At 45.5% G+C, this 12,871-nt stretch carries 8 protein-coding genes and 8 tRNA genes; 13 read left to right on the forward strand and 3 right to left on the reverse strand.

Annotated features, from left to right (window positions below; translation table 11 throughout):
* The first annotated feature begins 71 nt into the window (after positions 1 to 71).
* The 12 genes from MJO46_RS17785 to MJO46_RS17840 all read left to right on the forward strand — a co-directional run bounded on the left by MJO46_RS17785 (position 72) and on the right by MJO46_RS17840 (position 6,204).
* Positions 72 to 482 (forward strand): regulatory protein RecX, encoded by a 411-nt coding sequence (locus MJO46_RS17785; RefSeq protein WP_253990487.1) that lies wholly within the window; start codon positions 72 to 74, stop codon positions 480 to 482.
* Positions 483 to 786: 304 nt separating this feature from the next.
* The gene (gene alaS, locus MJO46_RS17790; RefSeq protein WP_253990471.1) at positions 787 to 3,411 is read left to right on the forward strand and encodes an alanine--tRNA ligase; all 2,625 of its coding nucleotides are present in this window, start codon (positions 787 to 789) and stop codon (positions 3,409 to 3,411) included.
* Between the two features lie 9 nt (positions 3,412 to 3,420).
* The gene (locus MJO46_RS17795) at positions 3,421 to 4,677 is read left to right on the forward strand and encodes an aspartate kinase (protein WP_253990472.1); all 1,257 of its coding nucleotides are present in this window, start codon (positions 3,421 to 3,423) and stop codon (positions 4,675 to 4,677) included.
* Between the two features lie 118 nt (positions 4,678 to 4,795).
* Positions 4,796 to 4,993, forward strand: a complete 198-nt coding sequence (csrA, locus tag MJO46_RS17800; protein WP_007649794.1) for a carbon storage regulator CsrA — start codon at positions 4,796 to 4,798, stop codon at positions 4,991 to 4,993.
* A 205-nt stretch (positions 4,994 to 5,198) separates the two neighbouring features.
* Positions 5,199 to 5,290: transfer RNA gene (locus tag MJO46_RS17805), tRNA-Ser, on the forward strand.
* 22 nt (positions 5,291 to 5,312) lie between these two features.
* A tRNA-Arg gene (locus MJO46_RS17810) sits at positions 5,313 to 5,389 on the forward strand.
* A 30-nt stretch (positions 5,390 to 5,419) separates the two neighbouring features.
* Positions 5,420 to 5,496: transfer RNA gene (locus MJO46_RS17815), tRNA-Arg, on the forward strand.
* Positions 5,497 to 5,582: 86 nt separating this feature from the next.
* A tRNA-Arg gene (locus MJO46_RS17820) sits at positions 5,583 to 5,659 on the forward strand.
* A 43-nt stretch (positions 5,660 to 5,702) separates the two neighbouring features.
* Positions 5,703 to 5,779 (forward strand) — tRNA-Arg (locus MJO46_RS17825).
* A 43-nt stretch (positions 5,780 to 5,822) separates the two neighbouring features.
* Positions 5,823 to 5,899, forward strand: a tRNA-Arg gene (locus MJO46_RS17830).
* A gap of 34 nt (positions 5,900 to 5,933) precedes the next feature.
* Positions 5,934 to 6,025, forward strand: a tRNA-Ser gene (locus MJO46_RS17835).
* 102 nt (positions 6,026 to 6,127) lie between these two features.
* Positions 6,128 to 6,204: transfer RNA gene (locus tag MJO46_RS17840), tRNA-Arg, on the forward strand.
* A gap of 360 nt (positions 6,205 to 6,564) precedes the next feature.
* On the opposite strand, the gene MJO46_RS17845 is transcribed toward MJO46_RS17840, so the two are convergent.
* The 3 genes from MJO46_RS17845 to raiA all read right to left on the reverse strand — a co-directional run bounded on the left by MJO46_RS17845 (position 6,565) and on the right by raiA (position 11,741).
* Complete coding sequence (locus MJO46_RS17845; RefSeq protein ID WP_253990473.1) at positions 6,565 to 9,441, reverse strand: valine--tRNA ligase; 2,877 nt, start codon at positions 9,439 to 9,441, stop codon at positions 6,565 to 6,567.
* Positions 9,442 to 9,461: 20 nt separating this feature from the next.
* Complete coding sequence (locus tag MJO46_RS17850; protein ID WP_253990474.1) at positions 9,462 to 9,965, reverse strand: DNA polymerase III subunit chi; 504 nt, start codon at positions 9,963 to 9,965, stop codon at positions 9,462 to 9,464.
* Positions 9,966 to 11,381: 1,416 nt separating this feature from the next.
* Positions 11,382 to 11,741 (reverse strand): ribosome-associated translation inhibitor RaiA, encoded by a 360-nt coding sequence (gene raiA / locus MJO46_RS17855; protein WP_253990475.1) that lies wholly within the window; start codon positions 11,739 to 11,741, stop codon positions 11,382 to 11,384.
* A 299-nt stretch (positions 11,742 to 12,040) separates the two neighbouring features.
* Between raiA and MJO46_RS17860 the strand changes: the two genes are divergently transcribed.
* Positions 12,041 to 12,733, forward strand: coding sequence for a cytochrome b/b6 domain-containing protein (locus MJO46_RS17860; RefSeq protein WP_253990476.1), 693 nt, complete (start codon positions 12,041 to 12,043; stop codon positions 12,731 to 12,733).
* The last annotated feature ends 138 nt before the right edge of the window (positions 12,734 to 12,871 follow it).

Raw genomic sequence — 12,871 nt, forward strand, 5'->3', positions numbered from 1 at the left:
AGTCAGCCCGTCAAGTCGCGGTCGCGCTACTCGCGCGCCGCGATTACTCCCGCCAAGAAGTTTGCACTAAACTGCTCGAAAAAGGCTTCGAATTAGCCGAGGTTGAAACCGCGCTAAATGATTGTGAGTCTGCGGGATTTATCAACGACAGCCATTATGCTGAATTGCTTGTTCGTAGCCATATTAGTCGTGGGCACGGTGCTATTCGTATACGCCAAGCTGTTGCACTCAAAGGCTTATCCAAAGAATGCATTGAAACCGCCATTGTAAACAGCGGTTGTGATTGGTTTGAATTAGCCAAAGATAAAGCGATCAAAAAGTACGGCAATCCTAAGGTCACAGAAGTCAAAGGCTCTAAAGCATTGGAACTGTTAACTAAGGAAAAGGCTAAGCGGGTACGCTTTTTACTCGGGCAAGGTTTCAGTTATGAACAAGTCACCTATGCACTCGATTACGATCCCAGTGACGACTTCGATAACTGATGTTATCCCATCTTGTTTTGAACCTCGATAGCCCTAAATATTAGCCGCTAACTTCACTCAACGTCATAACAGCAACTAGACGAATGCTCGCTTTGTTTCATCGGCGTGGGAGCCTTATTTTAGGCTTCAATTTGTGATAACCCATCCACCGTTGGGGATCTTGCTTAAAATATTAAATTCCTGATGGGTATATCCGCAATCAAGGCTGGTCGTCCTTCCTCAGTCTGCTTATAATGCTGGGCAAATTAGAAATGCGGCTACCTTTGGTGTAGCTGGTCATGCTTACCCAATTCAGGACGATTTCATGTATCAAACGACAGCAGAGCTTAGAAGTGCTTTCCTCGAATTTTTCCGCAGCCATGGTCACCAAGTTGTGGACAGTAGTTCTCTTGTACCCGGCAACGATCCAACACTGTTATTTACCAACGCCGGTATGAACCAGTTTAAGGACGTATTTCTTGGCATGGACAAGCGTAGCTATACACGTGCGACCACTGCTCAACGTTGCGTGCGCGCCGGTGGTAAACATAACGATTTAGATAACGTCGGTTATACCGCCCGTCATCACACCTTTTTCGAAATGCTGGGTAACTTCAGTTTCGGTGACTACTTCAAAGAAGAAGCGATCCGTTTTGGTTGGTCATTTCTAACCGAAACCTTAAAGCTGCCGAAGGAACGTCTGTGCGTAACCGTTTATCAAACAGACGATGAAGCCTTTGAAATCTGGAATAAAAAGATTGGTGTCGCCGCCGAAAATATCATTCGTATCGGCGATAATAAGGGTGCTCCATACGCTTCAGATAACTTCTGGCAAATGGGTGATACAGGCCCTTGTGGCCCTTGTACCGAAATTTTCTACGACCATGGCGATCATATTTGGGGCGGACGTCCCGGTAGCCCAGAAGAAGATGGCGATCGCTTTATCGAGATCTGGAACATCGTTTTCATGCAGTACAATCGCCAAGCCTCTGGCGAAATGTTGCCGCTGCCGAAACCGTCCGTCGATACAGGTATGGGCATCGAACGTATTGCCGCAATTATGCAGGGCGTTCACTCAAACTATGAAATCGATATCTTCCGTGCTCTTATCGTAAAAGCCGCCGAAATTATTGGTGTAACCGATTTATCTAATAAGTCACTGCGCGTGATTGCCGACCATATCCGTTCATGCGCCTTCTTGGTTGCCGATGGTGTGATGCCATCGAACGAAGGTCGTGGTTATGTACTGCGCCGTATTATTCGCCGTGCTGTACGTCATGGTAACAAGTTAGGTGCTAACGAAGCCTTCTTCTACAAGTTAGTGCCGACGCTGATTGATGTGATGGGCGATGCGGCCAAAGGCTTAGCGGAAACACAAGTTATCGTTGAAAAAGCGCTTAAAGCGGAAGAAGAACAGTTTGCCCGTACTTTAGAACGCGGTTTAGGTATTCTAGACACTGCGTTAAATGAATTACAGGGCGATACCTTAGACGGTGAAACCGTCTTTAAGTTATACGATACCTACGGCTTCCCAGTGGATTTAACCGCTGACGTATGCCGTGAGCGCAATATTATTGTCGATGAGGCAGGCTTCGAAGCCGCGATGGCCGAGCAACGTAGCCGCGCCCAAGCGGCGGGTAACTTCGGCGCCGATTACAACGCAGCACTTAAGATCGATGCTGAAACCGCATTCTGTGGTTACTCAGAACTTACTGGTAATGCTAAAGTCACCGCGCTATACCTGAACGGCGAGTCTGTTTCAGCGATCAATGCGGGTGATGATGCCGTAGTGGTGCTCGATGTAACGCCTTTTTATGCTGAATCGGGCGGCCAGGTAGGTGATAAGGGCGTATTAGTGGCCCAGGGCATTGAGTTCGTTGTTAACGATACGCAAAAGTTTGGCCAAGCCTCAGGCCATAAAGGCACATTAACGGCTGGCAGCTTAAGTGTTGGTCAAGTGCTTGAGGCAAAAGTGGATAAGAAACTGCGCCACCGCACTCAGTTAAACCACTCTGTGACGCATTTATTGCATGCCGCACTACGTCAAGTGCTCGGCACTCACGTCTCGCAAAAAGGTTCTTTGGTTGATCCTGAGCGTTTACGTTTTGACTTTTCTCATTTCGAAGCAGTCAAACCTGCGGAATTAAAGCAAGTCGAAGAATTAGTCAATACCCAAATTCGCCGTAACCACGAGCTGAAAACCGCTGAGATGGCAATTGATGAAGCTAAAGCGAAGGGCGCTATGGCACTCTTTGGTGAAAAATACGATGCAGAAGTGCGCGTGGTTACCATGGGGGATTTCTCTATCGAATTGTGTGGCGGTACCCACGTTGGCCGTACCGGTGACATTGGTCTATTTAAGATCACCTCCGAAGGTGGTATTGCTGCGGGTGTTCGTCGTATTGAAGCGGTAACCGGTGCTGAAGCTATGGCCTATGTGGCACAGCAACAGGCTGAGCTTGAAGAAGCCGCGGCATTGCTCAAGGGCGATACCCATTCAGTTGTGGCTAAGCTGAAGGCACAGCTCGATAAAATGAAGCAGCTCGAGAAAGAAATGTCGCAGTTAAAAGATAAGTTAGCGGCGGCAGCGAGTGCGGATTTAGCGGGTGATGCAGTTGTTGTTAATGGCGTTAACGTGCTGATTAAGAAGCTTGACGGCGTTGAAGCCAGTGCACTTCGCGGCCTGCAAGATGAGTTAAAGCAGAAATTGAAATCGGCCATTATCGTACTTGGTACGGCGCAGGATGGGAAAGTTAACCTGATCGCCGGCGTGAGTAACGACTTAGTCGGCAAAGTGAAGGCGGGTGAGCTGGTTGCTATGGTTGCTGCGCAAGTAGGTGGTAAGGGCGGTGGTCGCCCTGATATGGCGCAAGCGGGCGGTAGTCAACCAGAAAATCTGGATGCGGCACTGTCTCAAGTATTACCTTGGATTACTGAGCGTTTAGCTTAAGAGGTCGCTGTGCTCGAAAAACGAAAGCTTAGTGGTAGCAAGCTTTTTGTGAAAAAGTTTGGCGGCACTTCGGTGGGTTCTATCGAACGTATCGAAGTGGTTGCCGAACAGATTGCAAAGTCCGCCCACAGTGGTGAGCAGCAGGTGCTGGTTTTATCGGCCATGGCAGGTGAAACCAATCGCCTTTTTGCGCTAGCGGCGCAAATCGATCCCCGTGCCAGTGCGCGGGAACTCGATATGCTTGTTTCGACGGGGGAGCAAATCAGTATTGCCTTGATGGCAATAGCTCTTCAGCGCCGTGGGATTAAGGCTAAGTCGCTCACGGGAGATCAGGTTCAAATCCATACTAATAGTCAGTTTGGTCGGGCGAGTATTGAGCATGTCGATACGGCTTATCTCGAGTCCTTGCTCGCCGATGGCATAGTGCCCATTGTGGCGGGATTTCAAGGTATTGATCCCCATGGGGATGTAACGACCTTAGGGCGTGGTGGTTCGGATACCACTGCGGTTGCCTTAGCCGCAGCATTGCGAGCCGATGAGTGCCAGATTTTCACCGATGTGGCTGGGGTGTTTACCACAGATCCTAATATCGATAGCAGCGCCCGTCGTCTCGATGTGATTGGTTTCGATGTTATGCTCGAAATGGCTAAGCTTGGCGCTAAGGTATTGCATCCTGATTCCGTTGAATATGCAGAGCGGTTTAGGGTGCCTTTACGGGTGCTATCGAGTTTTGAGGCTGGACAAGGAACATTAATTCAATTTGGTGATGAATCTGAAGTCGCGATAGCCTCTTTAGTTCAGGGTATTGCCGTTAATAAAGCTTTAGCAACTTTGACCATAGATGGATTATTCACTACGAGTGAACGTTATCAGGCTCTTTTAGCTTGTTTATCGCGCCTTGAGATCGATGTCGAGTTTATAACGCCTTTGAGGCTAAATGAGGATAGCCCCTCAGACAGCGTGAGTTTTATGCTGGCGGAAGCAAAAGTGGATATTCTTTTGCAGGAACTAAAAGCTTTAAGCGCTAGCCTTGATCTAGGCCAATTGATTGTTGAGCGTCAACGTGCAAAAGTATCTTTAGTTGGCAAAGGTTTACAGGAAAAAATTGGATTATTGACTAAGATGTTAGAGGTCTTGGGTAATGAAACAATCCATGCTAAGTTACTCTCGACGTCGGGGAGTAAGTTGTCAACCGTGATCGATGAAAGGGACTTACACAAGGCGGTTCGGGCGTTACATCACGCTTTCGAGCTAAATAAGGTGTAATTAAATAACCGTTTGAGTATTGAATACTATTAATTTGTACTAAGCTGACCTTATAATAAGCCCATCTACCGGATGAGTGCCGTGTGTAAGCTGAATTAGGAAATAAAGGAGCTATCGAATGCTGATTTTGACTCGTCGTGTTGGCGAAACACTGATGATTGGTGATGAAGTCACAGTTACAGTGCTAGGGGTAAAAGGCAATCAAGTGCGTATTGGTGTGAATGCACCGAAAGAGGTTTCTGTTCACCGTGAAGAAATCTATCAACGCATTCAATCTGAAAAATCTGGTTCGCCATCAGAAGGTGGTAACTTTTAATACTGCGTTTCGACGTGAGTATTATGGACGCAGAAGAGTCAGTTTTTTAACTGGCTTTTTTATTTTTTTGAGTGAAAGATTGGCGCAAATCAACGCATTGGCTTGATATAACAGCAATGTGATTAAAAACAGTCCAAATGGAATCTGTTTCAGAAAAAGGGTTTGACTTATTTTCGTCAAACAGTAATATGTGCGCCAAGAAAACGGAGAGGTGGCCGAGTGGCCGAAGGCGCTCCCCTGCTAAGGGAGTATGGGCTTTAACTCCCATCGAGGGTTCGAATCCCTCCTTCTCCGCCATTTCTTACCGATAGAAAACAGTGCGCATGTAGCTCAGCTGGATAGAGTACCTGGCTACGAACCAGGCGGTCGGAGGTTCGACTCCTTCCATGCGCACCATTTTTTATTGAAGCAAAAAAGATACAAGTCGCGCATGTAGCTCAGCTGGATAGAGTACCTGGCTACGAACCAGGCGGTCGGAGGTTCGACTCCTTCCATGCGCACCATCTCTGCATTAGTTATTGTTAACTCATCAGGTTTGAATTTCAGTTTGAAATTTTGTAGCTAGTTGCTTCTAGTAAGCAGTAAAAATGCGCGTGTAGCTCAGCTGGATAGAGTACCTGGCTACGAACCAGGCGGTCGGAGGTTCGACTCCTTCCACGCGCACCAATTCAATCTCAATACTGTTGTGTTGTGATAAAAAGTTAAAAATGCGCATGTAGCTCAGCTGGATAGAGTACCTGGCTACGAACCAGGCGGTCGGAGGTTCGACTCCTTCCATGCGCACCAAATTAGTTGATAGGCTAATTGTTTATCAGCAAAAAGTAAAAATGCGCGTGTAGCTCAGCTGGATAGAGTACCTGGCTACGAACCAGGCGGTCGGAGGTTCGACTCCTTCCACGCGCACCAATTATGTAAGCTTGCTTACAAGTGCAGATTTTGCGGAGAGGTGGCCGAGTGGCCGAAGGCGCTCCCCTGCTAAGGGAGTATGGGCTTTAACTCCCATCGAGGGTTCGAATCCCTCCTTCTCCGCCATTCTATTCTTTTGCCGAGGAATAGAGGATTAATTTGCGAGACTTGAGTGTGTCTTCTAAACTCAGGTCTGTTGGTTAGATTGTAATAACCAGAAAATGATTTGCGCATGTAGCTCAGCTGGATAGAGTACCTGGCTACGAACCAGGCGGTCGGAGGTTCGACTCCTTCCATGCGCACCATATAGATAAGCCCTGCAAGCAATTGCAGGGCTTTTTTATTGGTTGTCTTTTAGTGTTTTCGAGGCTCGTTAGCTGCTGTTTGGGCACTGTGCGTGGGGATAACTCATATCGGCGCTGATGGGTTGTTTAAGGCGTCAGGAACAATGGACAACGTGAGTGATTAAGATAAATCGTTATGTGGTTTTTGCCGAGCTGTAGGTTAATGAGGCTGTGTTTAGAATTGGTTTTGGTTTAACAAGTGCCAGACTCAAAATAGCCTATGGATTACAGCGTTATATATATGAGAAGGGCAGCCTAGTGGCTGCCCTTTATTCAACTGAATTGTCAATTAGAACAAGTCAATCATAACAAGTGAGAAGCTTAAGCTTCTAACTTAGCGAACTCTGATTTTTGTTCATTCAGCTTGTCTATATCACGCTTGATATCGGCCATCTTAGCACGCTCTTTGTCGATAACTTCAGCTGGGGCTTTTGCCACGAAGCCTTGGTTCGACAATTTGCTTTCGATGCGCGCGATCTCTTGGCCGAGCTTTTCAAGCTGTTTGTCGATACGGGCCATTTCGGCGGCAACATCGATTAAGCCTGCCATAGGGATCAGCAGCTCCATCTCGCCAATCAAGCCTGTGGTCGACATAGGGGCAGTTTCACCTTCACCTAGAATCGTCATGCTTTCTAAGCGAGCAAGTGTGGTGAAGAAGGTTTGGTTTGCTTCTACACGGGCTTTATCCTGCGCGCTAACACCACGAAGTAGGGCATTTAGTGGCTTAGAAGGCGCAATGTTCAGTTCGGCGCGAATATTACGCACGGCGACAATCACTTGCTTAACCCATTCTAAATCGGCCATTGCTGCGCTATCGACTTTAGCTGCATCAAATGTTGGGAATGGCGCCAGCATAATGGTATCACCTGCGACACCGGCTAACGGTTTAACACGCTGCCAAATGGTTTCAGTGATATACGGCATCATAGGGTGCATCAGACGCTGCATCGCTTCGAGCACAGTCACTAAGGTGTGGCGGGTGCCACGCATTTGCGCTTCGCTGCCGTTTTGTAATACTGGCTTGGTGAGTTCTAAGTACCAATCACAGAACTGGTTCCAAGTGAACTCATACAGGGTATTGGCCGCTAAGTCGAAACGGTAGGCCGCCATGTGATCGTCAAATGTCTTAACGGTTTGATTGAACAAACCAATAATCCAGCGATCGGCCAACGACAGTTCTAGCTCGACGCCCTTGTACTCTGGTGAGCCCGGACCGCAATCTTGATCTTCTGTGTTCATTAGCACATAGCGTGAAGCGTTCCACAACTTGTTACAGAAGCTACGGTAACCGTCTAAGCGTTTCATGTCCCAGTTGATGTCACGACCCGTTGAGGCCATCGCCGCAAGCGTAAAGCGCAGTGCATCAGTGCCGTGGGCTTCGATGCCATTTTCGAACTCTTTGCGAGTGCTCTTTTCAATTTTAGCGGCCAGTTGTGGCTGCATCATATTACCGGTACGTTTTTCAACTAGCGTTTCTAAATCAATACCATCGATCATATCTAATGGATCGAGTACGTTACCCTTAGATTTTGACATCTTGTTACCCGCTTCATCGCGGATAAGGCCAGTCACATATACGGTTTTGAACGGGACCAGTGGTTTGCCGTCTTCATCTTTGATGAAGTGCATGGTCATCATGATCATACGGGCAACCCAGAAGAAGATGATGTCAAAACCTGTCACCAACACGTCGGTTGGGTGGAAGGTTTTTAAATCTTCTAAATTGTCCGGCCAACCTAAGGTCGAGAAGGTCCACAGGGCAGAGCTGAACCAAGTATCCAGTACGTCTTCGTCTTGGCGTAATGTCATTGAATCGCTGATATTGTGCTTCGCACGAATTTCGGCTTCATTGCGGCCTACATAAACTTTGCTGTTTTCGTCGTACCATGCTGGGATGCGGTGACCCCACCATAATTGACGCGAAATACACCAGTCTTGAATGTCACGCATCCATGAGAAGTACATGTTCTCGTATTGCTGTGGCACAAATTTGATGCTGCCGTTTTCGACGGCTTCGATAGCCGTTTTCGCCATTGGCGCAACAGCCACATACCATTGGTCGGTCAGCATTGGCTCGATCACCACACCGGAGCGATCACCATATGGGACTTTCAAGGCGTGTGGCGCGATTTTTTCGAGCAGCCCTAAGGTTTCAAATTCGGCGACGATAGCATCGCGAGCTTTAAAACGATCAAGTCCAGCAAAGCGTTCTGGCAGGCTGCCATCAAGGGTGTTATTAAAGGTACCGTCAGAGTTCACCACTTCGGCGCTTACGCGAATGGCGGCATCTAAGGTCAGTACGTTGAACATGGGCAAATTGTGACGTTTACCGACTTCATAGTCGTTAAAGTCGTGGGCAGGGGTGATCTTCACGCAACCAGTACCAAAGGCCATGTCGACGTAATCGTCAGCCACGATAGGAATGCGGCGATTAACAATCGGCAACAGAATAAACTTACCGATCAGCGCTTGATAGCGTTCATCATCGGGATGCACTGCAACAGCGCTGTCACCAAGCATGGTTTCAGGGCGGGTGGTAGCGACTTCTAGATAGTCTTTTCCATCGGCGGTCAATTCACCGTCAGCCAGTGGATAACGCAGGTGCCACATATGGCCCTGTTTTTCTTTGCTTTCCACTTCTAAATCAGAGATAGCTGTGTGTAGCTTTGGATCCCAGTTGACCAAACGTTTACCGCGATAAATCAAATCGTCTTCGTACAGACGCACAAATACTTCTTGCACGGCTTTGGATAAGCCTTCGTCCATAGTGAAACGCTCGCGGTCCCAATCAACAGAAGCACCCATACGACGTAGCTGCTTAGTGATAGTGCCGCCCGATTGTGCTTTCCATTCCCACACTTTATCCATAAAGGCATCGCGACCTAGATCATGGCGGCTTTTACCTTCTTCGGCTTCAAGTTTACGTTCGACCAACATTTGGGTGGCGATACCCGCGTGGTCAGTACCGACTTGCCATAGGGTATTTTTGCCTTTCATCCGTTGGTAACGGGTCAAGGTATCCATGATGGTGTCTTGGAAGGCGTGGCCCATGTGCAAGCTGCCCGTCACGTTAGGTGGCGGGATCATGATGCAATAATTGCCTTGGGATTCATCGCCGTGTGGCTTGAAGTAACCTTGCTCTTCCCAGTTTTGGTAAAGCGTTTGCTCGATGGACTGCGGATCGTATGTTTTTTCCATGGGAACGTGTCTGTCTCAAACTAATTAAATGGATGTGTTGCCAAATTTTGGGTCGTTAACTCGACACCTAAGTCGCGATACTGCCGATAGCGTTCGCGGGCGGCAGCTCTATGCTGTTGGTCATTGGCAACAAAATCGATGATTTGGCCAAAGTTTACCGCAAATGGAGGCACTTGGTCTGCAAGATTAATCAGAAGTTGGCGACTTTTATTGGCGCCAAGGCGATCAAAACCGATTTCAACGGGAGAACCTGTTACAGGACCTTCACCTTTCAAGTTGTGTGGTACAAATGCTGATGGTTCAAACTGCCATAAGAGTTCGTCAATTTCAAAAGCGACTTCTTTATTTTGGCAGTGAATATAAACAGACGGTTGCTTAATAAAAGCCTGCTGTGCGACGTGGCAAGCGAGTTGATACATCTCTATTAAAGCTGTAGTTGCACTTATCGTCAGCTTGCTATCTGTATGATTTGTTGCCGTTCCAGGTTCCATTGGCGGCATCAGATAAAACAGCGCTTGGGTCATGATTTCAATGCCTTGCTTTCAGATAATTGACGAAAGGCAAGTTTACACTAAAAGGACATTTTGGTTAATGCTAGCCTTGTTCTGTTTTGAGGGGCACTTAGAAAAGCATATCGAACTGTGAAATTAACCTGACACAGAATTATGAACAACCTCACTTCCACGGTAATAAAAAAATAGCGCACCCGAAGGTGCGCTGGTCTGAGATAGCATATCTGGTCAAGCGAGTTTATCCTCCTTATGTCAGTGAACATCAAATTAACTAAACCCTATTTATCTTTGGGTTACCTATCACTTTACATAACGACTTACATTAAAACCAACACTTACTTCTAACACTAACACTTGCTTCTAACACTAACACTTGCTTCTAACATTAACACTTACGTCTAACACTTGCTTCTAACACTAACACTTGCTTCTAACATTAACACTTACTTCTAACACTAACACTTACTTCTAACACTAACACTTACTTCTAACACTAACACTAACACTAACACTAACACTAACACTTACTTCTAACACTAACACTTACTTCTATCTGACTTACGTTTATCAATAAGCAGTTTACGGCTCATCATTTGTACTTGGTACATATTGCTGTTAAGCAGCTTAGCCTTATCACTCGCTTAATTCACATGGTATTGCTGTAACAATGTGACTATCTATCTTATTACGCTATTACATTTTCACTAACAGTTGACTTTAACCTATAAATAAACATGCACTTACTAATATTTCAACGTAACATACTTATGTATATCTTCTGAACTAACGGTCCTCCTCTATGGTTATTAAAAATTCTGTATGTCTGTAGAAACTGCAAAATTCAACACTAGCTCTTTTTTGCTCCTCTATAGTGATTGTGCTTCTACTTATATTTATATAGTCGATAATTAATAGAGTTAATGCGTGTTGCTAATAAATGACGGTTGCTCCATTTGAGATAAAGATGTTGTTAGATAACGTTTTTATCAAATAATTCAACGCTGTGAAAGCTAGTTTAGCTGTTTTCAATAAGTTCCTCGTGTTCTCCTATCCAATGACATCAGTTGAATAAAGGTGGAGCCGATAAAAACTAAGAATCAGTAAAGCTTAATGGTGAAAGTTAAACCTAGTTAACTATAGTGAACACTAAAATGCTAAGTGTTATAGGTATTGATTGTTTTACGCTCCTTACGTTGGTTAGATTAATAGTTAATTTTTAAATGTTTATCATTTTAGCTTAATTCACATCACTTCGATTCTTGCTGTCACTTTGTAAAGTGTAGTAGATATTTAATATGCCGTGTAGTTTCTTGCTAATCATTTTGATGATTCATTGAGCCTTTGCAGGAAACTGTAAACAATTTAAACGCTTTCTACTTAATGCCTCTCGAAGTGATGTGTCTCGCACTTACATTAACACTTGGTAAATTAAGCGGCATCTTCCTCCTCATATTCGTCAATTGCATCTACATCGTCAACGTCGGTGTGTTCTAATGAAGCAAAACGCTGTGCTTCGGGTTTATGGGTTAATCGATTGAGTTGCTTCTCTAATTTCTGACCCATGGCAGTAATAGCCGTATAAAGATTTTCGTGTTTAGCTTGAGCAAAAAGTTCTCCATTTGGGATGCCAACCGATGCTTCAATTTTGAAACCAGGTTTCTCCTCTGTGATGATTACATGGGGATTGATCAACTGCACATCGTGCCTAGAAAGTTTTTCAAAACGGCTTTCAATGCGTTCACGGATTGGGGCAGTGACTTCTAGTTGCTTGCTCGTAATCTTTAGCATATGTCGAACCTTCTGTTGTTTCCTTGGATTTCAGGTTACCAATCTTAGTTATCAAAAACGAGATCTAAATCACATTTTTGCCCCCATTAGAATCTGTTCGCTGGATATTTGATCGCTTAGACAAATATCGAGAATTCTCAGCCCAAAAGCCTTGTAATGCCTGCGGAATCAGGCCATATTTGATGGGATAACTCTGCTGTATTTTCCCTTATTTACCTATCTTTACTTTAAGTTTCTGACTAAATCCCGATAAAATACCTCCACTTAATTTCATTAGTTCACTCGGGTGGGCCAGTTTTATGAAAACAGAGCACGTCAAAATTAAAGTATGGGATTTACCTATACGCATTTTTCATTGGGCTATGGTGCTGCTGATGGCCTTACTCTGGTGGAGTGCCGATGCAGGTGAAATGCAATGGCATCAAATTTTTGCCTACAGTTTATTGATCTTGATTGGATTTCGTCTTTTGTGGGGGCTGATAGGCAGCGATACCGCTAAATTTAGTCATTTTGTGCACCATCCTAAAATTGTGATGGAATATCTTAAGGAGGCGAGAACGAAAGGCGTCTCTAGGGTGATCGGGCATAACCCTATGGGTGGCTATATGGTTGTGGTATTGATTGCTGTCATCAGTTTGCAATTAGTGACAGGGTTATTTGCAACGGATGACATTTTCACTGAGGGTCCGCTATACAGCTATGTGAGTTCTGATAGCAGCGCTTTTTTAACTTGGCTGCATAAGTTGAATTTTAATTTTATCCTGTTGCTGAGTGGTGTTCATGTTTTGGCCGTTATAGTGCATGCCATTAAAGGTGACAGATTAGTGGGCGCTATGCTCAGTGGTTATAAGAAAATTTCTCGCGTTGAGCTATCTTCTGCACATGCGAGCCAATTAACATTTAAATCTGTGTGGTTGGCTTTAATACTATTGGCCTTGTTAGCAACATTGGTATTTTTCTACCTAATCTGGCCAATAGTGCAAGTTTTGTGAGAGGTTGTTGCCTGTCCCGTCCTAAGATAGGTTGACAGTTTTTAGGCCAGCTCCAGTAGCTGGCCTTTTCTATTGTGCACCTGATTAGGGGTTGCCATATTCAAACTCAGATGCGGTCTCATATCGTTGTATATTGCT

Source organism: Shewanella sp. KJ2020 (assembly GCF_024197625.1).
GTDB lineage: Bacteria > Pseudomonadota > Gammaproteobacteria > Enterobacterales > Shewanellaceae > Shewanella.